Consider the following 22,630-nt stretch of genomic DNA (forward strand, 5'->3'; position numbering starts at 1 on the left):
CGGCGGGCACCTGGCAGGACGGAGTGCGGCTCGCCGCCGCCTCCGTCGACACCGGAGCCGCTGCCGCCCTGCTGGAACGCTGGGTCCGCGCCTCGCGGCGCACCACCGCGCTGGAGGTACCGGCATGAGCGACATTCTCGCGACCCTGGTCAGCCAGGCCGCAGAACAGACCGCGCGCCGCCGCGCCGCCCGCCCCGTCCCCGAGCTGACGGCACTGGCCGCCGCGGCCCCGCCGCCGCGGGACCTGGCCGCCGCCCTGCGGGAACCGGGCCTGTCCGTCATCGCCGAGATGAAACCGCGCAGCCCCTCCCGAGGAGCACTGACCGACGACTACCAGCCGGCGGAACGGGCCCGCGCCTACCGCGACGGCGGCGCGTCCGCCGTGTCGGTCCTGACCCACGAGGACGGCTTCGGCGGCAGCCCCGAACACCTGCCCGTGGCCCGCGCGGAGAGCGGACTGCCCGTCCTGCGCAAGGACTTCATCGTCGACGAGTACCAGATCCTGGAGGCCCGCGCCCTCGGCGCCGACGCGGTCCTGCTGATCGTGGCCGCGCTGTCCGCCCCGCGTCTCGTCGAACTCCTCGGCCACGCGCGGAACCTGGACATGGAGGCGCTGGTCGAGACACACAACGCCGAAGAGGTCGACACGGCGCTCGCCGCCGGCGCGACCGTCATCGGCGTCAACCACCGCGACCTGCGGGACTTCTCCATCGACCGGACGCTGTCCGCGCGGCTGCGCTCACGCGTGGGCCCCGAGCGGGTCATGGTCGCGGAGAGCGGCGTACGCGACGCGCGCGACGCCAGGGAACTGGCGCGAGCCGGAGTGGACGCGGTGCTGGTCGGGGAGCTGCTCATGCGAGCCGACGACCCCGGCGCCACGATCAAGGAGCTGATCGCATGACGGTGAGTCACACCCCCACGACAACACCACCGACCACGTCCACGCCCGGCAGCGCACACCTGCCGCCGGCCGGCTGGCACCCCGGCTCCTGGCAGGACCGCCCCGCCGCCCAGCAGCCCGACTGGCCCGACCCACGGGTACTGCGCCGGACGACGGAGGCACTCGCCCTCCAGCCGCCGCTCGTCCTGCCGGACGAGATCCTCGGCCTGCGCCGCGAGCTCGCCGGGGTCGCCGCCGGCGAGGGTTTCCTGCTGCAGGCGGGCGACTGCGCCGAGCGGTTCGCCTCCTGCACGGAGGACGACGTGCGGGGCAAGCTCCGGGTGATCCTCCAGCTCGCCATCCTGCTCACCTTCGGCGCCGGCCTGCCCGTGGTCAAGGTCGGCAGAATCGCCGGCCAGTTCGGCAAGCCGCGCAGCCGCCCCACCGAGACCGTCGACGGCGTGGAACTCCCCGCCTTCCGCGGTGACATCGTCAACGGCCCCGAGTTCACCCCGGAAGCACGGCGCCCCGACGCCGAACGCCTGCTGCGTGGCTACCACCACTCCTCGGCCGCGCTGAACGTCCTGCGGGCCCTGACCCTGGGCGGCTTCGCCGACCTCGACCAGGTCCACGCGTGGAACCAGGAGTTCGTCCGGCGCAGTGCCGCGGGCAGGCGCTACGAGAAGGCGGCCGACGACATCACGTGGGCGCTGCGGTTCATGTCCGCCTGCGGGGTGGACACCGGGGCCCAGCCGGAACTGCATCAGGCCCGGCTCTACACCTCGCACGAGGCTCTGCTGCCGCACTACGAGCAGGCGCTGACCCGCTACGACGAGAACCGGCGCGCCTGGTTCGACACCAGCGCCCACCTGGTGTGGATCGGTGACCGGACCCGGCAACTCGACGGTGCGCACGTCGAGTTGCTGTCCGGCATCGCCAACCCCCTCGGGATCAAGGTGGGCCCTTCCACCGCACCGGACGAACTGCGCGCGCTGTGCGAACGCCTCGACCCGCACCGTACGCCCGGAAGGCTGGTGCTGATCAGCCGGATGGGCGCCGGACGCGTCGGCGACCTGCTGCCGCCACTGCTGCGCGCCGTCGGGGACGCGGGCCATCTGCCGGTGTGGACGTGCGACCCCATGCACGGCAACACCTTCGTCTCGGACAGCGGCTACAAGACCCGCCGACTGTCCGACATCACCGCCGAGGTCACCGACTTCTTCGCCGCGCACGCACGGGAGGGCACCCACCCCGGCGGCGTCCATCTGGAACTGACCGGTGACGACGTCACCGAGTGCCTCGGCGGCGACCTGGACGAAGTCGTCGACGAGACACTCGGCACCCGGTACGAGACCGCCTGCGATCCTCGTCTGAACGCAGCGCAGTCCCTGGAACTGGCCTTCCGCATGGGCGACATCCTGCGCGCCCATCTCGGCGGCCCCGCCTAGGGGGCTGTCAGGTCAGGGAGCGAGTTCCGCCACGCGGCTCCAGCCGTCGTGGGTTCCGGTGATCACCACCCGCACCTGGGTCGTGGTCACCGGATCGTTGAACGGGATCCGCAGGTCCAGTGCGGAGTTGCCTTCCACGGTCGCCTCCGTCGTCCACTGCGACCCGTCCCACGTCTGGACGGTGAAGTCCGTGGGCACGCCGTCCGGATGCGAGACGAGGGCCACGCTGTCCAGCGTCACCGCTGTCGGGGAGGTGACGGTGAGGCTGTCCGGGAAGGCGTTCTGGTTGTCGTCGTTCCAGAACGTGACGGTGTTGCCGTCGGTGGCGTTCGCCGGGTCGTACGTACGGGTCGCGCCGCCCACCTCGTTGGGGGCGTGGAAGGTGGACGCCGTCGCCGTGGTGTCGGCCGGCCAACTGCCGAACACCGAGATCCGCACCTCGCTGCTGGCGACCGTGCCGTCCGGGGCCCGCACGGTCACCGGCACCGCGTAGTCGCCGCTCTTGGCATCGGCCGGCACGCCGATGTGTACGGTGCCGAGGGTCTCGGTCGGCGCCGGGGTCAGCGGGATGCTCGCCGGGGTGGCCGAGACGGACCACCCGGCGGGTACCCGGGCGCCGAGTTCGGCGGATCCGGACGCGGTGGACGCACCCTCGATCACCACATTGACGTCGCCGGAGGTGCCCGCCTTGACGGGCGTCGAGTTGCCGGCTGTCACTGTGAGATGGCTGACCGGCGTCCGCGGGGCGCTGACGGTGAAGGTGTAATCGCCGGAGCCCGCCGTCAGGTTGAGTGTCCGGTCGGTGGCCTTGCCGACGCTCAGCCCGGGGTCGGACTGCGGGTGCCGGCCGGCGTCGTAGATCGTACGGCCGCTCTCGCGGACGGTGGATCCCGCGCCGCCCAGCAGCGGCAGTTTGACGGTGGCGGTCGCGCCGACCGGTACGACGGCGTGGTACGTCAGGGTGCTGCCGTCGCGCTTCCAGGAGCTTTCGACCTTGCCGCGCACGGTCTGCTGCGAGGCCGTGACGTGGGTCAGGTCACCGACGACACTCGGCGCCAGTGTGAGGGTGCTGAAGCCGGAGCCGGTGTCACCGGCCTGGATCCCGGCGAGCTGCTGGTAGTACCACTGGCCGATCGAGCCGGCGAGCCCGATGTGGTCCTTGGACGAAGTGCCGTCGGGGGAAGAGGAGTTGTTCCACTTCTCCCAGATGGTGCCGGGTCCCTGGGTGACCATGTAGCCGAAGCTCGGCTCGTCCTTGCGCTGTGCCAGGGCCAGCGCCACGTCGTTGCGGCCGTACTTGCCGAGCGCCTGGAACACGTAGCTGGTGCCGACGAAGCCGGTGGTGACATGGTTGTTGTGCGCGCCGATGTCCTGGACCAGCCGGTTCAGCGCGGTCTGCTCGTGTCCCGCCGGGACCAGACCGAGCACCAGCGGCATCGCGTAGGAGAGCTGCGAGCCGTTGCCGAAGACGTCGGTCGACGCGTTGAAGTACCGCTTGAGGAAGCCGGACTTCACCTGGGCGGCCACGTCGGTGTAGTGCGTGGCGTCGGCCTTGTCGCCGGTCACCGCGGCCATCTTCGCCAGCAGCGTCGCGTCGAGGTAGTAGAAGGCGGTCTGGAAATAGCTGTGCGGTGTGCTGACGGTGGACAGCCAGTCGTCGCCCCAGGTGGTCGGCGAGTGGACGACGACATGGTCGCTGTCGCTGATCGTCGCCAGATAGTCGACCCAGGCCTTGACCTGGCGGTAGTTGTCGGTGATCGGCTTGGTGGTCCCGTACTGGACGTAGGAGTCCCAGATGATCTGCGGGTACGCGTTGCCCCACGCCGGGTCGGTGGCCCAGGAGTTCTGGCCGCCGTTGGCGGGCGCGACGGACGGGAGGCTGCCGTCGGCGTTGGCGCTGGTGCGGATGTCGCCGAACCACTTGTCGTAGAACGACTGCATGTCGAAGTTGCTCATCGCCTCCTGGTCGGTGTCGCCCGCGTCACCCAGCCAGCCGTGCCGCTCGCGCGTCGGGCAGTCCACCGGGATGGACTGCAGGCCGTTGAGCTGGGTCTGGGTGACCGCGCCCTGGATCTGGTTGAGCAGCGGGTCGGAGGTGCTGAACGAACCCGCCGCCGGTACGTCGGTGTGCACGGCCTGCGCCGCCACCGTGACCTTCGCGCCGGCGGGCAGCCCGGTGATCTCGGCGTAGCGGAACCCCGCGTAGGTGAAGTGCGGGGTGTACGACTCCTGTCCGGCTCCGCTGAAGGTGTAGTGGTTGGTCTGCCGGGGCGGGTCGGACGCGCTGAAGCTGATGTTGGCCGTCGACACCTCGCCGTTCGCGTCGAGTATTTCGCCCTGCTTGATGTCGACGGTGGTGCCGGCCGGTGCGGCGGCCTGGAGAGTGGTCCAGCCGGTGCGGTTCTGGCCGAAGTCGTAGACGCGCCGGCCGTTCGCCAGGGTGGTCTCCTTGACCGGCTTGTACGTCTGGACGACCCGCGTCGGCGGCGTCACATCGGCCTGGAGCGCGGTCATCGCGTCGAGGGCGGTCGTGGGGTGCTCGCCGTACGCGCCGAGTTCGGCGAGCCGGAAGGTGCAACTGGTGCCGATGCAGGGGAGCTTGGTGGCGGTCACCCGGATGTAGCGGCCGGTGGTGTCGGCCGGGACCACCACCGGCGTGGTGCCGGGGTTCGGCTGGTCGGCCCCGGTGCGGTCGACGAGGGTGGTCGCCGTGGCGAACGTCGGATCGTCACCGACCTGGACCTTGTAGCGGACGGGGAAGCCGGCGCCGACGAAGTCACCGCCCGTGTCGTTGGTGGGCCGCGCGGGGAAGAGGGTGACCCTGCGCAGCTTCTGGCTCGAACCGAGGTCGGTCTGCACCCACTTGGTGACGTCCGGCGCCGACTCGATCGCGGAGTGGTAGCCCTCCGAGTTGTCGGTCGACGCGTCGACACCGTCGGTGAGCGCGGCGGGCGACCAGCCGGCCGTGGTCGTGGTGTCCAACGAGGTCACCGGCTTGCCCTGGGCCAGGCTCCTGTCGTGGGCGACCGGGAACAGCGCGTGTGCCGCGGGCCAGGACGCGTCGTCGAACCCGGCGGTGTCCCAGCCGGCCGGGAGCTTGCGGGCGTCGTACGCCTCGCCGTTCCAGAAGTCGTCAGCGGTGACCGGGCCCGCGGTGGTTTTCGTGTCAGGGCCGGTACCGAAGGCCGCCGTGGTGCCGTCGGTGTACGTGACGTCGAGCTGCGCCACGATCACCGGTGCACCGCCGTACTGGCCCTTGCCCGCCATCAGCGCGAGGGTGTTGTGCCCCGTGCGGAGCTGCCGGGTGACGTCCAACGAACGGTAGAGGACACGGGAGTTGTAGTCGGTGACCGAGGAGTCCAGTACTTCGGCCGGATTCACCCGTGCGCCGTTGACGTGCGGTTCCACGATGCCCTGCGCGCCGAGGTGGAGCCGGGCGCGGGCGACCGGCTTCGTCAGGTCGAAGTCGCTGCGGGTGAGGGCGCCGTCGTCGGCGCGCAGCCACCAGGCCGACCAGTCGGAGGCGTTGAGCAGTCCGGTGTCGAAGGAGGAGGCGGCGGACCAGGGGGAGGCCTTGCCCTCCTTGTTCCAGGTCCTGACCGACCAGGTGTAGGTGTGGTCACTGATCAGCGCGGGCCCGGCGTAGCGCACATTCGTGGAGTCGGCCGAACGGACCCGGCCGGAGTCCCAGCCGTCGGGCACCCGGTCGGCCTTGCCCGACGAACGGGGCTGGACGCGGATCTCGTACGCGGTCTGCGCCTCGGCGCGGCCCGTGTCGCGGACCGTCCAGGCGAAGGCCGGCCGCGCGACGTCGAGCAGGGCGCCGGACGCCCGCCCGTCCGCGCGCAGGCCGGCAGGGGCGAGCGTCGTTCCGTCGGCTCCGTGCCGGGACGGTGGCTGGGCCGAGGCGACAGTGGGGACGGCCAGGGCTGTCGCGGCGAACGCGGAGAGCACCGCGAGACGTCTGCGGCGCCCTCTCCGAGGTCCGACTGCGGTCATGGTGACGCCTCCTCAGGAGAAAAACGTTTCATTCCCGGGAATGTCTTACCGGTCGAGCCGGGTCGCAGCAAGGGTCCCGACGAAGAAATCCGCGCGCGTTCGTGTCAACTACCGCTGGTGTGGAGGTAATTTGTCGGGTCGGCATGGTTGCCATCGCGAGGTGGCCGTGGATAGCGTGTGCCGCGTCTAAGCTTGAAACATTTCAATTCATTTCAAGCCACTGTCATGTACCCACCACAAACGGGAGCAGCGATGCCGGACACGACAGAACCGGGCGCGGGACCCAGGCGGCGCGCGCTCCTGAGAGCGGGAGCAGCAACGGTGGTGGTCGCCGCGGGGCTGCGCGGCGGCACGGCGGGGGCCACGCCCCGGGCCGACAGCGCCGGCCGGGACGGCGCGAGCGGCGCGGGACACCGCGCCGCCCCCAGCGGCAGCTGGGACCGGTTCAACCTCTCACCCGCAGGGCGTACGGTGCGCCCGGTCGCCGTGCACAGCACCACCGGCAGCGTCGACAACGCCACGTACCTGGTCAAGAGGTCCGGCAGGGCCCGCACCCGGCTGACCGGCGCCGGCGCCTCGGTCACCCTCGACTTCGGCAAGGAGGTCGGCGGCTTCGCCACCCTGACCTTCGGTGACGCGTCGGACAGCGGCCAGACGATCGGTCTGACCTATTCCGAGCTGTCCACCTACATCAGCACGACGTCCAGCGACGGCTCCAACGGCGGCTCGAACAACGAGCCCCCGGTGACCTACGCGGCCGACCCGGCGGGCCGGGTGAGCACCCAGACCTCGGTACCGACCGGCGGCACCGAAGCGGCGGGCACCCCGGTCAGCCAACTGCGCGGAGGTTTCCGCTATCTGACCGTCGTCAACCGGACAGCCGGCTCCGTCGACCTCACCGACGTCTCGGTCGACATCGCCTTCGCGCCGAACGTCGCCGACCTGCGGGCCTACCCCAACTACTTCTCCTGCGACGACGATCTGCTCACCCGCGTCTGGTACGCGGGTGCCTACACCGTGCAGACCAACATCGTGGCGAGCAACCAGGGCCGGGTCTGGGGCCCGCCGGACGTGGGCTGGAACAACAGCGCCCGGATCGGCGAATCCGGCGACACGGTGCTGGTGGACGGCGCCAAGCGGGACCGTACGGTGTGGCCGGGCGACCTCGGCATCTCGGTGCTGACCGACTACGTCTCGCTCGGCGACCTGCGGACCGTACGGAACTCGCTGGACACGCTCTACCGCCACCAGGCGGCGAACGGCGCCCTCCCGTACGCGGGCCCCGCGGTCAACTTCGTCGGCAACTCCGACGCGTACCACCTGTGGACGCTCATCGGCACCGCCTCCTACCTCCAGTTCAGCGGCGACACGGCATGGGCGACCGGTGTCTACCCGAAGTTCAGGACCGCCCTCGACTACATCACCGCCAAGATCGGCTCCGACGGCCTGCTCGACGTCACCCAGTCCGCCGACTGGGCCCGTACCGACTCCGACGGGAAGAACCTCGAAGCCAACGCGATCATGTACCGGACGCTGCTCGCCGCGGGCACCTTCGCCGAAGCGGCAGGCGACGCGGCGACGGCGGCGGCCTGCGCCGCGAACGCCGTCGCCCTGAAGGCGGCGGTCGAGGCGGGCGGTTACTGGGACGCGGGCGCCGGGCTCTACCGCGACAAGCCGGGCTCCACGCTCTACCCGCAGGACGGCAACGCGCTCGCCGTCTGGTTCGGTCTGACCGACGACGCGGCCAGGACCGCCGCCATCGGCAAGGCGCTCGCCGCCCGCTGGACCAGGACCGGCGCGCTCACCCCGGAGAAGAGCGGCACCTCGGTGCACCCGTTCCCCGGTGGCATGGAGGTGCACGCGCACTTCGAGGCCGGACTGGACCGCAACGCACTGGACTTGATCCGGCTGGAGTGGGGCTACATGCTCGACGCGCCCCAGGGCACGGCGAGTACGTTCTGGGAGGGCTACCGCACGGACGGCACGTCGGACTACTCGGGCTCGTACATGAGCGCGGCCCACGGCTGGTCGACAGGCCCCACCTCGGCCCTGACGTTCTACCTGCTGGGGATCGCCCCCGACCCGCACGGCGCTCCCACCTACCGGATCGCCCCGCACCCCGGCGGAGTGCGGCACGCCGAGGGGCAGTTGACCACCCCGGCCGGCGTCGTCGCCGTGTCGTGGCAGGACCGCGGGCGCGACGGGTTCGACCTCACGGTCGACGCACCGGCCGGCGCCGTGGCGGAGATCGCGGTGCCGGTGCCGGACGCTGCGAAATATGTCGTCCGGGTGGGCAACAAAGCCGCCTGGGACGGCACTTCGCGCGCCTACTCGGCCCGGGCGGACGGCGGTTACGTCGTGCTGACCGGCATTCCGGCCGGCAGCCGGAAAATAACGGCCCGCAAGCGCTGACCGCGCCCGTAGCCGCCGGCTCTACGGGACGCGGCCCACGGCCCCGTAGAGGTAGATGTCCTCGACCGGCGCGACGGGCTCGTCCCGGAACCACTGCGGGGCCCGGACGATGCCAGGTTCGACCACGTCGAGTCCGTCGAAGAAACGGCTGAACTCCTCGCGCGTCCGGGGCGCGAGCTTGATGCCGCCGTCCCGGTATCCCGCCGTCCCCTTCCGGGTGAACTCGGGAGGGGACAGGTCCGAGGCGCCTTGCGACAGCGCGACGTAACTGCCCGGGGCGAGGGCGGCGACCAGTGTGGACACGATGCCGTACGGATCGTCCTCGTCGGGGAGGAAGTGCAGCAGCCCGATCATGGACAGCGCTACCGGCCTGCTGAAGTCGAGCAGTTGGCGCGCGTGGTCGACGACCCGCTGCGGCTGCCGGACGTCGGCGTGGACGTAATGGGTCGCGCCGTCGGGATGGCTGATCAGCAGCGCCTCGGCGTGGGCCAGGACGATGGGGTCGTTGTCCGTGTAGACCACCTGCGACGCCGGGTTGACCTGCTGCACGATCTGGTGCAGGTTCGGCTCGGTCGGGATGCCGGTGCCGATGTCGAGGTACTGGTCCACGCCCTGGGTGGCCAGCCAGCGGACGGCGCGCTGCATGAACGCCCTGTTCTGCTTGGCCTGTTCGGCCGCGCCCGCCGGCAGTGACTCACCCACCGCCTGATCGACGGGGTAGTGGTCCTTGCCGCCTAAGAGGTAGTCGTAGACGCGTGCGGCGTGGGACACACTGGTGTCCACCTGAAGCTTCGGACCTGTCATGCGCCTGACGCTATGCCAAGAGTCCGTCACTCCGCCAGAGGCCCCCGTGACGCCCCGTCGCCGCCGCTCACGCGCCGCTGCCGTTCACCTGCGGCTGCCGCTCACTCGTCGTCGCCCGTGAGCGGTTCGTCCGACGGCGCGATGATGCGGGCCGTCAGGTCCGGCTCCGCCATGTCCGGGTCGAAGGGGAACATCGGGCGGCGGATCCGGTGGTGCCCGAGGCGCAGCAGGTCCTGGTCGACGCCGCCCGGGGTGAGCGCGAGTTTCCAGCCCACGGACATGTCGAACAGCTCGGGTTCGAGATAGCCGATCTTGACGATCACGATGTCGGCGCCGCGCGGATCGAGCGCGAGATCGGTGAAGTCGTGCTCGTGGTGGTACGGCTTTCGCAGTGTGGTGAGGATCGCGAACACGCTGCCTACCCGCAGTACGACCTCGGTCTCCGCGTCAGGGTCGCCCTGCCGGATCGAGTGCACGACGCCGGTCATGGTGAGCGGTCCCGCGTGCCGGTCGTCGACCTCCGCGCCCGCCGTGACGGTGACGGTCGCGCCGACGCCCGCCTTCCGCGCCGTGGCGACCGCTTCGGGTCCCGGCACCGAGGCGTAGATGACGGTGGGCCCTTCGGGGTCCTGGAACTCCGGCCTGGCGAGCACGTGCTGGAGTCCCCACGTGACGTCGCCCGCACCGCCCGCGGTGGGGTTGTCACCCGAGTCGCTGATGAAGTAGGGCCGGTCCGCCGAGGCGAGCGCGTCGTCGAGGCAGGCGTCGAGCGACCCGGTGGGCGCGACGAAGGCGAACCCGCGGCGGCTCTCCCAGAACCCTCGGGCCAGCCGCTCGGCGCCCGCGCTCACCGCGGCCTGCGACGGTCCCGTCACCACGACGGCGGCCCGGTTGCGCGGCTCGTCGGCCCAGGCGTAGCCGACCCAGATCGCCGCGTCGATGACGCCGTCCGCCGCCTCGACGTCTGCCACGGCGGCGTAGACGCTCTTCGCCGGCTCGACGCGGGTCGAGGTCTGTTCGCCGGCGAGCAGCACCGGCACCGGGACCCAGGCCTTGACCGGCCGGGGCGCGCCGGAGACGAGCAGGTCCACGAGGTTGCGCGCGGCCCGCTCCTTCGTCTCCATGTGGTCCTCGTGCGGGGCCATCCGGTAGCAGGTGATGAGGTCGCTCTGGTGGGCCAGCTCCCGTGAGACGTTGCCGTGCAGATCCATCGAGGTCGAGACGACGACGTCGGGGCCGACCGTCTCGCGTATCCGGCGCAGCAGCAGGGCCTCGGCGTCGTCGATGCCCTCGACCGTCATGGCGCCGTGGATGTCGTACCAGAGGCCGTCGAGGTGCGGCATGGCCGCCAGTCGCTCGATCAGCTCGTCCGACAGCTCGGCGAAAGCGCCCGCCGTCACCTGGCCGCCCGGCAGGGACTTGCCGACGAGCGCGCCGTGCCACTGCGCAGCGGCGGCCAGCGGCTCGCCCGGCGCGAGGAAGGGGTAGCGCGCGATCACGTCGGCGTCCCTGGCGGGGCGGAAGGCCGGGGCCTCGGTCCTGGCGGGCGAGAAGGTGGACGATTCGATGCCGAGGCCCGCGATGGCGATGACGGGACGGGCGACGGGCGTGCGGGACGGCTGCACGGCTCCTCCTGCTGCGGTTGTCATGAGGTCAGGTCTCCGGTGGGTGCGGGGTTCCGGCGCGCCGGTACGGGGCGGGGCGCCGTGTCGGCGACCGCGTCGGCCGACTGCGCGGCGGCGCGCTGGAGCGCGAACTGGCCGGCGCCGAAGAGACCGGCGTCGGCGCCGAGACTCGCGCGCTCGATCGTGAGGTGCTCGGTCACCAGCGGGTGGCAGGCTTCGTACAGCTGGCTCCGCACGGCGGCCACCAGCGGTTCGAGGGTCGAGAGGATGCCGCCCAGATACACGGCGTCGGGGTTGAAGAAGTTGACGTTCGCCGCGAGCACCTGGCCGAGGTGGCGGCCCGCCTGGCGGACCGCGCGTGTCGCCTGGGGGTCGGCGTCGGAGGCGAGGCGCACCACGTCCTCCACCGAGCCGATGGCGGCGCCGCTCTCCCGAAGGACCCGCACCAGCGCGGCTCCGGACGCGACGGTCTCCAGGCAGCCGGTGTTGCCGCACGAGCACGGGATGTCGCCCGCCGCGTCGATGCGTACGTGGGTGATGTCCCCGGCGGCTCCGGTCGCGCCCCGGTAGAGCCGCCCGTCGACGATGATGCCGCAGCCGATGGCCGAGCCGATCTTCACCATGATCGACTGGCCGCGTCTGCCGGGCCGCGCGGCGTGTTCGCCGACGGCCATGCAGTTGGCGTCGTTGTCGACGGCGGCCGTCACACCGAACCGCTCCTCCAGCCAGGTGCCGACGGGGAACCTGTTCCACCCCGGCATCCGGGAGGGCAGGGTGACGGCCCTGGACTCGACGTCGACCGGGCCCGGCAGGGACAGTCCGACGCCGCGCAGCCGCTCCCGGCCGCGGGCCTGGGCGAGCTCTTCGAGCGTCTCGGCGAGCCGCGGCAGCGCCGTTTCGGGGCCGTCGTCGAGGGCGAAGGGCACGGTCGAGACATCGGTCAGATCGCCGCCGGGCAGCACGACACCGATCCGGGCGTGCCGGCCGCCGACGTCGGCCGCGACGGCGTACTCGTCGGTACCGCCCACGCGCAGCACCTTGCGGGGCCGGCCGCCGCCGGACGCGCGGGTGCCCTGTTCGGCGACCAGACCGCGCTCGACGAGCTGGCTGACCGTGAGCGAGATCGTCGACGGAGCGACGCCGAGGAGCTCCGCCAGCTCGGTGCGTGACACCGCCTGGCCGGAGGCGATGAGTTCGAGGACGCGCGAGGCGAGGGAGGGCACACCCCTGGCGCCGCTCCGGTGCGGTGCACTTATGTCAGACATGGGTGAACTAACTTCCGGAACGGGGATGATGGCGATGACAGTACGCCTGCGCCGCCGTCCGGCCGAGAGGTCAAGGCCGCCCGGGTTCCCCCTCGTTACCTGTCAATTACGGACAAAATGAACCCTGGCGTGAGGGGTGAATGGTCCGACGTGGGCTTTCTTCAGAAAAAAAGAAACCTTCTTTTTACGAAAGTTCGTTTGTTTTTTCGGGCGAGGCGGCCTTGACTGCTCTTCCAAGCGCCCACCGCGACGTCTCCCCGCCTTCCGCCGGGACGCAACGGGTCGTACTTCATCAGGAGAGTCATGTTCCCTGCTCGCGTGACGGAACGCCGTCGATGGGCACTCATAGCGGGCGCCGCCGCCTCGGCGTGCGCGCTGCTCGCCGGGTGCAGTGGGTCGACCGGTTCCGCGTCCGCATCGTCGGACTCGATCAACTACGCGCTGCCCGCCAACTTCACACCGAACTGGATCCTGCCGATCGGCACCGCGGCACACCTCAACACCAACAACGGCTCCATCGCGGCCGCGCTCTGGGAGCCGCTCGTCGCGTACGACGGGTCCAAGGGCACCGTCGCCTGGAACAAGGAGGCGTCGCTCGCCACCGCCGCCGACTTCGCCAAGGACGGCAAGAGTGTCGATGTGACACTCGGCAACCGGCACTGGAGCGACGGCAAGCCGGTCACCTCGCGGGACGTCGAGTTCTGGTTCAACGTCATCAAGGCCAACAAGGCGCAGTGGGCCAACTACAACGAGGGCAAGGCCCCCGACAACTGGACGTCGTTCAAGACGGTCGACGCCACCCACTTCACCATCACGTTCGACCGCGCCTACAACAGCCAGTGGATGCTGGCCAACGAGCTGAGCCTCATCAAGCCCCTGCCGCAGCACGCGTGGGACAAGACGAGCGCCTCCGCGGCCGTCTCCGACGCCGACAAGACGCCCGCGGGCGCCAAGCAGGTGTGGACGTTCCTCAACACGGCGGCGAAGAACATCTCGGGCTACGCGACCGACCCGCTGTGGAAGGTCGTCGACGGCCCTTACACCGTCAAGTCGTTCGCGACGTCGGGCAAGGTCGTGCTCGCCGCGAACAAGAAGTACGACGGCGGTGAGAAGGCGAACATCGCGACGGTCAACCTGCTCCCGTTCACCACGACGGACGCGGAGAAGAACGCGCTGCGCGCGAAGACGGTCGACTACGGATACATCAACGCCGGCGACCTCGACCAGAAGGACTCGTTCACCAACAACGGCTACGCGGTGAAGCCGTGGACCGGGTGGGCGATCACGTACATGCCGTACAACTTCAACAACCCCACCATGGGGCCCGTGTTCAAGCAGCTCTACGCACGCCAGGCCGTGCAGATGTCGATCGACCAGACCAGCCTGTCGAAGGTCATCTTCAACGGCACGGCGGTCAACGGCTACGGGCCGATCCCGCAGGCCCAGAAGTCCGAGTTCGTCTCGCAGGTCCAGAAGGACAACCCGTACCCGTTCTCGACCGAGAAGGCCAAGGCGCTGCTGACCGCGCACGGCTGGAGCGAGCAGGGCGGTGTGATGGTCTGTACCCAGCCGGGCAGCTCCGCCGCGCAGTGCGGCGCCGGTGTGACCAAGGGGACGAAGTTCGAGATGCAGGTGCTCTCGCAGTCGGGCTCGCCGGTCACGGACAACATGATGAGCGCCGTCCAGTCGTCGCTGTCGAAGACCGGGATCAAGTTCTCGATCAAGACCGCGCCGGTCAACTCGGTCCTCTCGCAGACCCCGCAGTGCACGGCGAGCCAGTCGATCTGCAAGTGGCAGCTCTCGTTCTTCGGTACGGCGGGCAGCTGGTACTTCAACGCCTTCCCGACCGGTGACTCGCTGTTCCAGACCAAGGGCGGCTCGAACTTCGGCAACTACTCCAACCCGGACGTGGACAAGCTCATCACCGCGTCCACGACCTCGACGTCCAACGATGCCGTGCAGCAGTACAGCGAGGCCCTCGCCAAGGACCTGCCGGTGATCTGGCTGCCCGAACCCGACTACCAGATCTCCGTGGTCAAGAACGGCCTCGGCGGCTTCTCGCAGGACTCCCTGGCCAACTTCCACCCCGCACAGTGGAAGTGGACCGGCAAGTGATCAACACGCGGCGGGGGAGCGGGTGCTGCCGGGCGAACCTGCCCGGACACCACCCGGCCCCCGCCGCGACCCGTACGCCCCACTGATCCGAACCGGCCGGAAACCAGATGCCAACCTTCCTGTACCTGACCAGACGAGTCCTTCAGGCCGTCGTGGTGCTCTTCATCGTGACGGTGGTGGTCTTCTGCCTCCTGCACGCGCTCCCGGGCGGTCCCGCTCGCGGGATCCTGGGACCGCAGGCGACAGCGCAGCAGATCGCGGACTTCAACCACCAACAGGGCTTGGACAAGCCGCTGCCCGTGCAGTACGTCTACTACCTCGGCACGCTGCTGCGCGGGGACCTCGGGACGTCGTACACGCTCAACGAGCCCGTGTCACAGCTCATCGCACAGCGTCTGCCCAAGACACTCGTGCTCACCGTGCTGTCGGCCGTCCTCGGACTGCTCCTCGCGATCCCGCTCGGGATGGCGCAGGCCGTCCGGCGCAACAAGCCCGTCGACTACATCGGCACCACACTGAGCTTCATCGCCTACTCGACCCCGGTGTACTTCCTCGGTCTCGTGCTCGTCCTGGTCTTCAGCCAGGTCCTGAACTGGTTCCCGGCCCAGGCACCCCAAGGCGACACGCTCGGGCAGGTGTTCGCCGACCCGGCGGGGCTCGTCCTACCGGTCGTCGCGGGCGCCGCCTCCATGGTCGCCGTGTTCAGCAGGTACATGCGCGCCGCCACCCTGGAGAACCTCTCCGAGGACTACGTACGCACCGCCAGGGCCGGCGGTTCGCGGCAGGGAGCCCTGCTGCGCCGGCACGTCCTGCGCAACTCGCTGACGTCCGTCGTCGCGATGCTCGGCTACTACGTACCCGTGCTCTTCGGCGGTGCGCTGGTGGTGGAGCAGCTCTTCAACTACCCGGGCATGGGACTGCTGTTCTGGTCCGCCGCCCAGTCGTCCGACTATCCGGTCCTGCTCGGTTGCGTCCTCGTCATCGCGCTCGCGACCGTCGTCGGCACGCTCCTCGCCGACGTCGTCCAGCGGATCATCGATCCACGAGTGAAGGCAGGTCGCGCATGAGCGCCGTACTGCAGCCGGGCCAGGCCCCCGGCACCCGGGCGTCCGCCCAGGGACGTCCCGGCGCTCCCGCCACCGGACTGCGCCTCGTCGCCCGCAGGTTCGCCCGCAACCGGCTCGCCGTCGTCGGGCTCGCCGTCGTCGTTCTGTTCGTGCTCTTCTGCTTCGTCGGACCGCTCGTGTACTCCACGGACCAGACGCACACCACGCTCTCCCAGGTGAACCTCTCCCCGAGCGGCAAGCACCTGTTCGGCACCGACGCCGTGGGGCACGACGAGTTCGGCCGGCTGATGTTCGGCGGCAAGGTGTCACTCATCGTCGGCCTCGCGTCCGGACTGCTCGCGACCGTCATCGGCACCCTCTGGGGCGCGACCGCGGGGTACGCGGGCGGCTGGATCGACGCCGTCATGATGCGCATCGTCGACGCGGGCATCGCGATCCCCGCGCTCTTCATCCTCCTGGTGATCTCCGCGATCTCCAACCCGGGGGTCTGGGGCCTCGTCGTCATCATCGGACTGGTCTCGTGGCTCGTCCCCTCGCGGCTCATCCGGGCGGAGACGCTCACCCTGAAGAGCCGCGACTACGTGCTCACCCTGCGCGCCATCGGCGGCACCCACAGCCGCGCGATCGGCCGCCACATCCTGCCCAACTCCATCTCGACCATCGTCGTCGCCGCGACCTTCCAGGTCGCCGACGCGATTCTGCTCGTCGCGTACGTGTCGTACCTCGGCCTCGGCGCCCAGCCACCCGCGACCGACTGGGGCGGCATGCTCTCCGCAGGCCTCAACGCCGCCTACTCCGGGCGCTGGTGGCTCATCCTGCCGCCCGGCCTCGCCATCATCCTGGTCGTGTGCGCCTTCAACGCCATCGGCGACGGCCTCCGTGACGCATTCGACGTGAGGGGACGCGGATGACCGCCACCGAAGCGACCGCAGTGACCGCCGAGCCCATCCTCGAACTCGACGGCCTCGGCGTCACGTTCACCACCGAGAACGGCGACGTGCCCGCCGTACGCGGAGTGTCGCTGCACGTACGGCCCGGCGAAACGCTCGCGCTGGTCGGTGAGTCCGGCTCGGGCAAGTCGACGGTCGCGCTCGCCGCGATCGGACTGCTGCCCGGCAACGCCCGCGCCACGGGCCGCGCATCGGTCGGTACGACCGATGTCGTCGCCGCCTCCGAAGCGGACCTCGCCAAGCTGCGCGGCCGCAAGGTCTCGATGGTCTTCCAGGAGCCCGCGACCGCACTCGACCCGCTCACCCGCGTCGGCAAACAGATCGCCGAAGTCGTACGCAACCACCGCTCCCTGTCCGCCGCCGACGCGGCGAAGGAAGCCGTCACCCTGCTGCGCCGCGTCGGCATCCCCGACCCCGAACAGCGGGCGGCCGCCTTCCCCTTCCAGCTCTCCGGCGGACAGCGGCAGCGCGTCGTCATCGCCATGGCCATCGCGAACGGTCCGAGCCTGCTGATCGCGGACGAACCGACCACCGCGCTCGACGTCACCGTGCAGGCCGAGATACTCGACCTGCTGCGCGAACTCGCCGTCGACTCGGGCACCGGCGTGCTGCTCGTCACCCACAACATGGGCGTCGTCGCCGACTTCGCCGACCGGGTGGCCGTCATGCTCCAGGGCGAGATCGTCGAGACGGGACCGGTGGAGGACGTACTGCTCCGCCCGACCCACGACTACACCAAGCGGCTGCTCGCCGCCGTACCCCGGCTGAGCGTCGCCGAGCGCGGGGCGGAGCCGGTGACGACCGGGACGGGCCGCGCCTCCGCCGACCCCGTGGTCGATCTGCACGACGTGACCGTACAGTTCGGCCGCGGCCGTGGCGCGGTGCGCGCCCTCGACAACGTGTCCTTCGCGGTCAACCCCGGCGAGACCGTCGGTCTCGTGGGGGAGTCGGGGTCCGGCAAGTCGACGGTGGCCCGTGTCGCACTCGGCCTCGTCCAGCCCGCGGCCGGAACCGTCTCGCTGTTCGGCACCGACCTCGCCAAGACCAGGGCCCGCGCCCGCCGGGCCCTGCGGTCCGGTGTCGGTGTGGTCCTCCAGGACCCCGTCGCCTCGCTCGACGCGCGGATGAGCGTCGCCGAGTGCATCGCCGAACCACTGCGTGTCCACCGACGTGGCATGTCGGCGAAGGAGCGCCGGGACCTGGTCGCCGAGATCCTTGAACGGGTGCGCCTGCCCAGGGACTTCGCGCGACGGGCGCCCGGCGAACTGTCCGGCGGACAGCGCCAGCGGGTGAGCCTCGCCAGGGCGCTCGTGCTCGCCCCGCGACTGCTCGTCGCCGACGAGCCGACCAGCGCCCTGGACGTCAGCGTGCAGGAGACCGTGCTCGAAGTGATCTCCGAGCTGAAGGACGAACTCGGCTTCGCCTGCCTGTTCGTGTCCCACGACCTCGCCGTGGTGCAGCAGTTCTCCGAACGCGTCGTCGTCATGCGGGCAGGACGTATCGAGGAGGAGGGCGCCACCGAGGCGACGCTCAGCCACCCCGAGACCGACTACACCCGCCGGCTGCTCGCCGCCGTGCCCGTACCGGACCCGATTCTGCAAAGACGGCGCCGTGCCGACCGGCAGGCGGCGCTCGCCGCAGGCGGATCGGACGCGTCGGTCACAGCGGAAGTTGACGGCGGATCGGACGTCGAAGCATGAGCCGAACGGAGATACACCGACCCGTGCGCGCCAGGTACGCGGGGATCGACATCGGAGGCACCACCACCCAGGTCGTGCTCTGCACGGACGAACTCGCCGTCGTCGACCACGTGGAGGTCGCGACCCCGGCGGCCGACGGCGGAACAGCCATGGTGGGCGCGGCACTTGACGCGCTGCGGATGCTTCTCGGCCGGGTGCCGTCCGACCTGCGCGGGGTCGGGGTCGGCGCCGCGGGAGTGGTCGACGCCAGTACGGGACATGTCCTCGTCGCCAGTGACTCGTTCACCGGCTGGGCGGGCTTCCCGGTCACGGAGACCGTCGAAGCGGCCCTCGGCGTACCGGCGTTCCTCGACAACGACGTCAACGCGTTCCTGCGCGGTGAGGTGTCGAAGGGCGCCGTCGAGGGGGAGCCGTACGTCCTGGGGATGACCCTCGGCACGGGTGTCGGCGGGGCCTTCTGGATGGGCGGGGAGCTGTTCGAGGGCCCGCACGGCGCGGCGGGCGAGATCGGCCACATCCCGGGCTTCGGCGACCTGCCGTGCACCTGCGGCGGCCGTGGTCATCTGGAGACGCTGGCGTCGGGGCGCTCCATCGGCGCCCGCTACGAGGAACGGACCGGCCGGCCCACCACGGCCCGGGACGTCGCGGACGCGGCGGACCGGGGCGACCCGGACGCGGTCGCGGTGTTCGAAGCGGCGGGCTCGGCCGTCGCGCGGGCGATCCTCATCACGGCGGGCGTCGTCGATGTCACCACGGTGGTGATCGGCGGCGGTGTCAGCAGGGCCTGGTCCCTGCTCGAACCGGCGATCCTGCGCGCACTGGCGGCGGAACCACCCGTGAGCGGGCACCCGGTGCGGCTCGTACGGAGCGCGCTGGGAAGCAGCGCCGTCGCGATCGGCGCCGCGTCCCGGGCCTGTACGGCACGAGCCGACGGCCGGCAGCCGGACGGGCCGCGCTCCGGCCGCCCGGCGGCGACGGTGCAGGGGCAGCGGTAGTCTGCGGCACCATGACGCGTGCCTGGATTCTGCCGACGCTGTTTCTGCTCTGCGGCGTTGTCGTCGCGGCCGGGCCGGCCCTCCGGGGGAGTCCGGGCCTGGCCGCGGTGTGTCTGCTGGTGTTCGTGGCGGTCGCGGTCGTGCACTCGCCGCTGGTCTTCCCGCGGTCGATCGGCGCGCCGGAAGCACAGCGCCGCAGCGCCGCCGACGGCCGCCCGATCGTCTTCTGGCGGCCGGGCTGCAAGTACTGCCTGCGGCTGCGCTTCCGACTGGGCCGTCACGCTCGGCAGTTGCACTGGGTCGACATCTGGCGCGACCCGGCCGGCGCCGCGGTGGTCCGGGCGGCGAACGGCGGCGACGAGACCGTGCCGACCGTCGTCGTGGCGGGCCAGGCCCACGTCAACCCGGAACCTGACTGGGTACGTGCACAGCTGACGACGTGAGTGAAGCGCGCACGCCCGGCAAGGCGTTGCTCAACGGCCGCTTTCCGCAGCGGACTTGAGCGCGTCGAGGGTGGACTGGTGCGGCTGGTCGATGACCGCCTTCGACTCGTCGACAAGACCGGTCAGCCGGGCCACCTCGGCGTTTGTCAGATCCGCCGCCACCTCGGCCGCCGCGGTGTTGGCCCGCAGATGGTCGGGGTCGGCCGTACCGGGAATGACGACCATGGCGGGGGAGCGGCGCAGCAGCCAGGCCAGCGCGACCTGGGCCGGTGTCGCGCCGAGCCGCTTCGCGGGGCCGGTCAGCTCGTCGTAGTCCGCGAGCCGCCCGGAGGCCAGTGGGAAGTACGGGACGAACATGATGCCGTGCGCCTCGCAGTCGGCGAGCACCTGAACGCCGCTGCGGTCCAGCAGGTTGAAGCGATTCTGCACGGCCGCGATCGGCGTCATCCCGCGCGCGCGGGCCAGCATCTCCGGCGATGCGCCGGACAGCCCGATGCGCCGGACGAGCCCCTGGTCGCGCAGCTCGACGAGCACACCCAGCGACTCCTCCAGCGGCACGTCGCTCGGTCCCGCGGGACCGTCGCCGCCGAGCCGCAGGTACGTCAGCTCGCTCGCCTCCGTACCGAGGTCGGCCAACGACTCGTGGACCTGGCGCCGGACCGTGTCCGGGTGGTCCGTGATGATCCACGTCTTGTCGGGGCCGCGTCCGGCGCCGACCTTGTTGCCGACGATCAGCCCCTCGGGGAACGGCCGCAGCGCCTCCCCGATGAGCTGGTTCACCGTACGCGGCCCGTACGCGTTCGCGGTGTCGAAGAACGTGACGCCCAGCTCGACCGCCAGGCGCAGCACCCGCCGCGCCGACTCGGGATCGTCCGGCGGCCCCCAGACGTTCGGTCCGGCGAGCTGCATGGCGCCGTATCCGACACGATTCATTGGCTTCTCCCTTGCCGTATCACTGCCACGCGCATCTGCGTAGCAGTGCTCGTGTCAGTGATACGCCGAATGCCGTAGCATTGCAACCGTGGACGAAGCGAAGAGCCGTACCCGGCGACAGATCCTTGAAGTGGCCGCGGGCATCCTGGAACGCGAGGGCGCGCAGGCGCTCTCCACCCGCTCGGTCGCGGCGGCGGCCGGTATCCGCGCGGCCTCCCTCTACCAGTTCTTCGCCGACAAGGACGGCCTTCTCGCCGCCCTGGCCATCCACGGCTTCGACATCTATCTGGCCGAGAAGCACGATCTGGCGCACACCGACGACCCGGTCGACGACCTGCGCAGGGGCTGGGACATCCACGTCGACTTCGGGCTGCGGCACCCCGCCTTCTACCTGCTGATGTTCGGCACGGACCGACCGGACCGCCGGCCGCCCGCCGCCGACGAGGCCCACGACCACCTGCTGAAGGCACTCGACCGCGTCGCCGCCGTGGGCCGCCTGCGGGTCCCGCCCGCTCTCGCCGCGAGCTTGTCCACGGCGGCCGTCACGGGCGTCACCCTGTCGCTGATCAGCACGCCCGCCGAGGACCGTGACCCGGACCTCGCCAGGCGGATGCGCGACACCGTCCTCGCCTCCCTCACCACCGACCCACCCCCGCCCGCGGACCCCGGCCTCGCGTCCCGCGCGCTCGCCCTCGACGCCGCCGTCAGGACGACGGACGAGGCGACGCTCCCGCTGAGCCCGACCGAGACGGCCCTCCTCAGAGACTGGCTCCACCGCCTCGCCCGCTGAGCCGCGCAGACCCGGGGTGCCGGGTCTCAGTCGAGGATGAAGTCGCCCCCGGCCGCTGTGGCGAGGCCGGGACCGAACGCGGCCGCCGGTGTGTAGGCGCCCGGCCCGGCTTCGCCGCGCGCCAGCCGCAGGGCGATCTCCGCTGCGACGTCTGCGGTGTACTCCATGCCGTCACCGACGCGCAGCCAGCCCTCGCGGCTCGTGCCGTCGGACCAGGTGACGACGGCGTGTCCCCAGGAATGATGTCGCGGCCTCGGCGCGGCCTTGGTCGTGGTCCGGGCCATCCGGCGGACGGCGAACCGGCCCAGGGCGGGGACGGACAACAGCATTCCGAGCGCCGGCAGTACGGCCCGCACGACGGGCGAGGCCGGGGCCAGCGCGGAGGTGGCGGTGACGGACGGCGCCCCGCTGGCCCGCTGCGCGGCCAGTAGTTCGCCCGTCGGGACGCCCGCGGACTTCACCCGCTGCCCGTCGGGAAGGGTGAGGTGCTGCGGGTTCGCGCCGAGCCGGGTCCTGGCCAGGTGGCCGTTCCTGTAGTCACGTCCGCCGGTGGTCAGCACCTCGACGAAGGTGGCGGCGAAGGCGGTGCCCAGCACTCCGTCTTCGGCGGCCACGGAAGACAGGGCGTCGACGCGTACCGCGTCCGGGGTCGGCCGGTCCTCGCACAGCTTCGCCACGACGGCCTCGGTCGCCAGCACCCCGAATCCCCCGCCGGTCACGAGCGTGCTCCCTGCGGTGGTTGCGTCGTCGTGCAGGGCGAGCAGCCGACCGGCCGCAGCCAGGTCGGCCGCCAGATCCACGTAGTGGCCGCCCGGCATACAGGCGCGGGCGATCGGCTCGGCCGTCTTGGCGTAGTCGCCGATGGTGTTGACAACCACAACCGGCCGCTCGCGGGTGATCGCGGCGGCGATGTGTTCTGCCGTGCCGGCGACTACGGTCTTCGTGCCGTCGCCGAGGCCGAGATCCGCACCAACCTTGCGCAGACGCTCGTGGTCACGTCCGACGAGCACCGGTGTGACGCCCCGCGTCGCCAGCCGCGCGGCGACCGCGCGGCCGATCCGGCCCGTGGCGCCCAGGATCCACACCTCGTCGGTCTCTTCGTTCGGTGCCATCGGGATTCCTCTCCGCGTCGGCTTCCGCCGCTGATGTCTCACTGTGTCATCACTCAGGCTAGCAGTACTGACGGCACAGTGAGACATCACTT

16 protein-coding genes are annotated in these 22,630 nt (G+C 71.0%); 10 read left to right on the top strand and 6 right to left on the bottom strand.

Annotated elements, in window-relative coordinates:
* The first annotated feature begins 124 nt into the window (after positions 1–124).
* Both trpC and HY68_RS33475 read left to right on the top strand, forming a co-directional pair.
* Positions 125–901: an indole-3-glycerol phosphate synthase TrpC gene (gene trpC, locus HY68_RS33470; RefSeq protein ID WP_052457420.1), complete on the top strand. Its 777-nt coding sequence runs from the start codon at positions 125–127 to the stop codon at positions 899–901.
* Entirely contained in the window at positions 898–2,328 is a 1,431-nt protein-coding gene (locus tag HY68_RS33475) for a 3-deoxy-7-phosphoheptulonate synthase class II (RefSeq protein WP_078864068.1), read from the top strand. The genes trpC and HY68_RS33475 overlap by 4 nt, the downstream gene beginning before the upstream one ends.
* Before the next feature lie 12 nt (positions 2,329–2,340).
* Here HY68_RS33475 and HY68_RS33480 read toward each other — a convergent pair whose 3' ends face one another.
* A complete protein-coding gene (locus HY68_RS33480; RefSeq protein ID WP_107070254.1) occupies positions 2,341–6,327 on the bottom strand; it encodes a family 78 glycoside hydrolase catalytic domain in 3,987 nt (1,328 codons plus the stop codon).
* A 252-nt stretch (positions 6,328–6,579) separates the two neighbouring features.
* Here HY68_RS33480 and HY68_RS33485 point away from each other — a divergent pair, with 252 nt between their 5' ends.
* Entirely contained in the window at positions 6,580–8,739 is a 2,160-nt protein-coding gene (locus tag HY68_RS33485) for an alpha-L-rhamnosidase C-terminal domain-containing protein (RefSeq protein ID WP_157874480.1), read from the top strand.
* A 21-nt stretch (positions 8,740–8,760) separates the two neighbouring features.
* Here the strand turns inward: HY68_RS33485 and HY68_RS33490 are convergent, their stop codons facing one another.
* The 3 genes from HY68_RS33490 to HY68_RS33500 form a co-directional block, all read right to left on the bottom strand.
* Positions 8,761–9,543: an SAM-dependent methyltransferase gene (locus HY68_RS33490; RefSeq protein WP_041999002.1), complete on the bottom strand. Its 783-nt coding sequence runs from the start codon at positions 9,541–9,543 to the stop codon at positions 8,761–8,763.
* Between the two features lie 101 nt (positions 9,544–9,644).
* A complete protein-coding gene (locus tag HY68_RS33495) occupies positions 9,645–11,192 on the bottom strand; it encodes a M81 family metallopeptidase (RefSeq protein ID WP_041999005.1) in 1,548 nt (515 codons plus the stop codon).
* Complete coding sequence (locus HY68_RS33500) at positions 11,189–12,433, bottom strand: ROK family transcriptional regulator (RefSeq protein WP_041999008.1); 1,245 nt, start codon at positions 12,431–12,433, stop codon at positions 11,189–11,191. The genes HY68_RS33495 and HY68_RS33500 overlap by 4 nt, the downstream gene beginning before the upstream one ends.
* Before the next feature lie 303 nt (positions 12,434–12,736).
* Between HY68_RS33500 and HY68_RS33505 the strand changes: the two genes are divergently transcribed.
* The 6 genes from HY68_RS33505 to HY68_RS33530 all read left to right on the top strand — a co-directional run bounded on the left by HY68_RS33505 (position 12,737) and on the right by HY68_RS33530 (position 19,703).
* Complete coding sequence (locus HY68_RS33505; RefSeq protein WP_041999011.1) at positions 12,737–14,548, top strand: peptide ABC transporter substrate-binding protein; 1,812 nt, start codon at positions 12,737–12,739, stop codon at positions 14,546–14,548.
* Positions 14,549–14,655: 107 nt separating this feature from the next.
* A complete protein-coding gene (locus HY68_RS33510) occupies positions 14,656–15,615 on the top strand; it encodes an ABC transporter permease (protein WP_041999014.1) in 960 nt (319 codons plus the stop codon).
* Complete coding sequence (locus HY68_RS33515) at positions 15,612–16,526, top strand: ABC transporter permease (protein ID WP_041999016.1); 915 nt, start codon at positions 15,612–15,614, stop codon at positions 16,524–16,526. The genes HY68_RS33510 and HY68_RS33515 overlap by 4 nt, the downstream gene beginning before the upstream one ends.
* Positions 16,523–18,265 carry an ABC transporter ATP-binding protein gene (locus HY68_RS33520; protein WP_041999018.1) on the top strand — a complete coding sequence of 581 codons (1,743 nt, stop codon included), beginning with the start codon at positions 16,523–16,525 and terminating at the stop codon, positions 18,263–18,265. The genes HY68_RS33515 and HY68_RS33520 overlap by 4 nt, the downstream gene beginning before the upstream one ends.
* A 23-nt stretch (positions 18,266–18,288) precedes the next feature.
* Positions 18,289–19,260 carry an ROK family protein gene (locus tag HY68_RS33525; RefSeq protein ID WP_241778843.1) on the top strand — a complete coding sequence of 324 codons (972 nt, stop codon included), beginning with the start codon at positions 18,289–18,291 and terminating at the stop codon, positions 19,258–19,260.
* Between the two features lie 11 nt (positions 19,261–19,271).
* Positions 19,272–19,703, top strand: coding sequence for a glutaredoxin domain-containing protein (locus tag HY68_RS33530; RefSeq protein ID WP_041999020.1), 432 nt, complete (start codon positions 19,272–19,274; stop codon positions 19,701–19,703).
* A 30-nt stretch (positions 19,704–19,733) separates the two neighbouring features.
* Here HY68_RS33530 and HY68_RS33535 read toward each other — a convergent pair whose 3' ends face one another.
* Positions 19,734–20,636, bottom strand: a complete 903-nt coding sequence (locus tag HY68_RS33535; protein ID WP_041999023.1) for an aldo/keto reductase — start codon at positions 20,634–20,636, stop codon at positions 19,734–19,736.
* Positions 20,637–20,724: 88 nt separating this feature from the next.
* On the opposite strand from HY68_RS33535, the gene HY68_RS33540 reads away from it, so the two are divergent.
* Positions 20,725–21,426 (top strand): TetR/AcrR family transcriptional regulator, encoded by a 702-nt coding sequence (locus HY68_RS33540; RefSeq protein ID WP_041999026.1) that lies wholly within the window; start codon positions 20,725–20,727, stop codon positions 21,424–21,426.
* Between the two features lie 26 nt (positions 21,427–21,452).
* Here the strand turns inward: HY68_RS33540 and HY68_RS33545 are convergent, their stop codons facing one another.
* Positions 21,453–22,538, bottom strand: coding sequence for a membrane protein (locus HY68_RS33545; protein WP_041999029.1), 1,086 nt, complete (start codon positions 22,536–22,538; stop codon positions 21,453–21,455).
* Between the last annotated feature and the right edge of the window lie 92 nt (positions 22,539–22,630).

The organism is Streptomyces sp. AcH 505, from assembly GCF_000818175.1.
Classification (GTDB): Bacteria; Actinomycetota; Actinomycetes; order Streptomycetales; family Streptomycetaceae; genus Streptomyces.

What these genes read in the sequence shown, in the direction of transcription:
- trpC (WP_052457420.1), top strand. Translation starts at nt 125, where the DNA reads ATGAGCGACATTCTCGCGACCCTGGTCAGCCAGGCCGCAGAACAGACC.
- HY68_RS33475 (WP_078864068.1), top strand. Translation starts at nt 898, where the DNA reads ATGACGGTGAGTCACACCCCCACGACAACACCACCGACCACGTCCACG.
- HY68_RS33480 (WP_107070254.1), bottom strand. Translation starts at nt 6,327, where the DNA reads ATGACCGCAGTCGGACCTCGGAGAGGGCGCCGCAGACGTCTCGCGGTG.
- HY68_RS33485 (WP_157874480.1), top strand. Translation starts at nt 6,580, where the DNA reads ATGCCGGACACGACAGAACCGGGCGCGGGACCCAGGCGGCGCGCGCTC.
- HY68_RS33490 (WP_041999002.1), bottom strand. Translation starts at nt 9,543, where the DNA reads ATGACAGGTCCGAAGCTTCAGGTGGACACCAGTGTGTCCCACGCCGCA.
- HY68_RS33495 (WP_041999005.1), bottom strand. Translation starts at nt 11,192, where the DNA reads ATGACAACCGCAGCAGGAGGAGCCGTGCAGCCGTCCCGCACGCCCGTC.
- HY68_RS33500 (WP_041999008.1), bottom strand. Translation starts at nt 12,433, where the DNA reads ATGTCTGACATAAGTGCACCGCACCGGAGCGGCGCCAGGGGTGTGCCC.
- HY68_RS33505 (WP_041999011.1), top strand. Translation starts at nt 12,737, where the DNA reads ATGTTCCCTGCTCGCGTGACGGAACGCCGTCGATGGGCACTCATAGCG.
- HY68_RS33510 (WP_041999014.1), top strand. Translation starts at nt 14,656, where the DNA reads ATGCCAACCTTCCTGTACCTGACCAGACGAGTCCTTCAGGCCGTCGTG.
- HY68_RS33515 (WP_041999016.1), top strand. Translation starts at nt 15,612, where the DNA reads ATGAGCGCCGTACTGCAGCCGGGCCAGGCCCCCGGCACCCGGGCGTCC.
- HY68_RS33520 (WP_041999018.1), top strand. Translation starts at nt 16,523, where the DNA reads ATGACCGCCACCGAAGCGACCGCAGTGACCGCCGAGCCCATCCTCGAA.
- HY68_RS33530 (WP_041999020.1), top strand. Translation starts at nt 19,272, where the DNA reads ATGACGCGTGCCTGGATTCTGCCGACGCTGTTTCTGCTCTGCGGCGTT.
- HY68_RS33535 (WP_041999023.1), bottom strand. Translation starts at nt 20,636, where the DNA reads ATGAATCGTGTCGGATACGGCGCCATGCAGCTCGCCGGACCGAACGTC.
- HY68_RS33545 (WP_041999029.1), bottom strand. Translation starts at nt 22,538, where the DNA reads ATGGCACCGAACGAAGAGACCGACGAGGTGTGGATCCTGGGCGCCACG.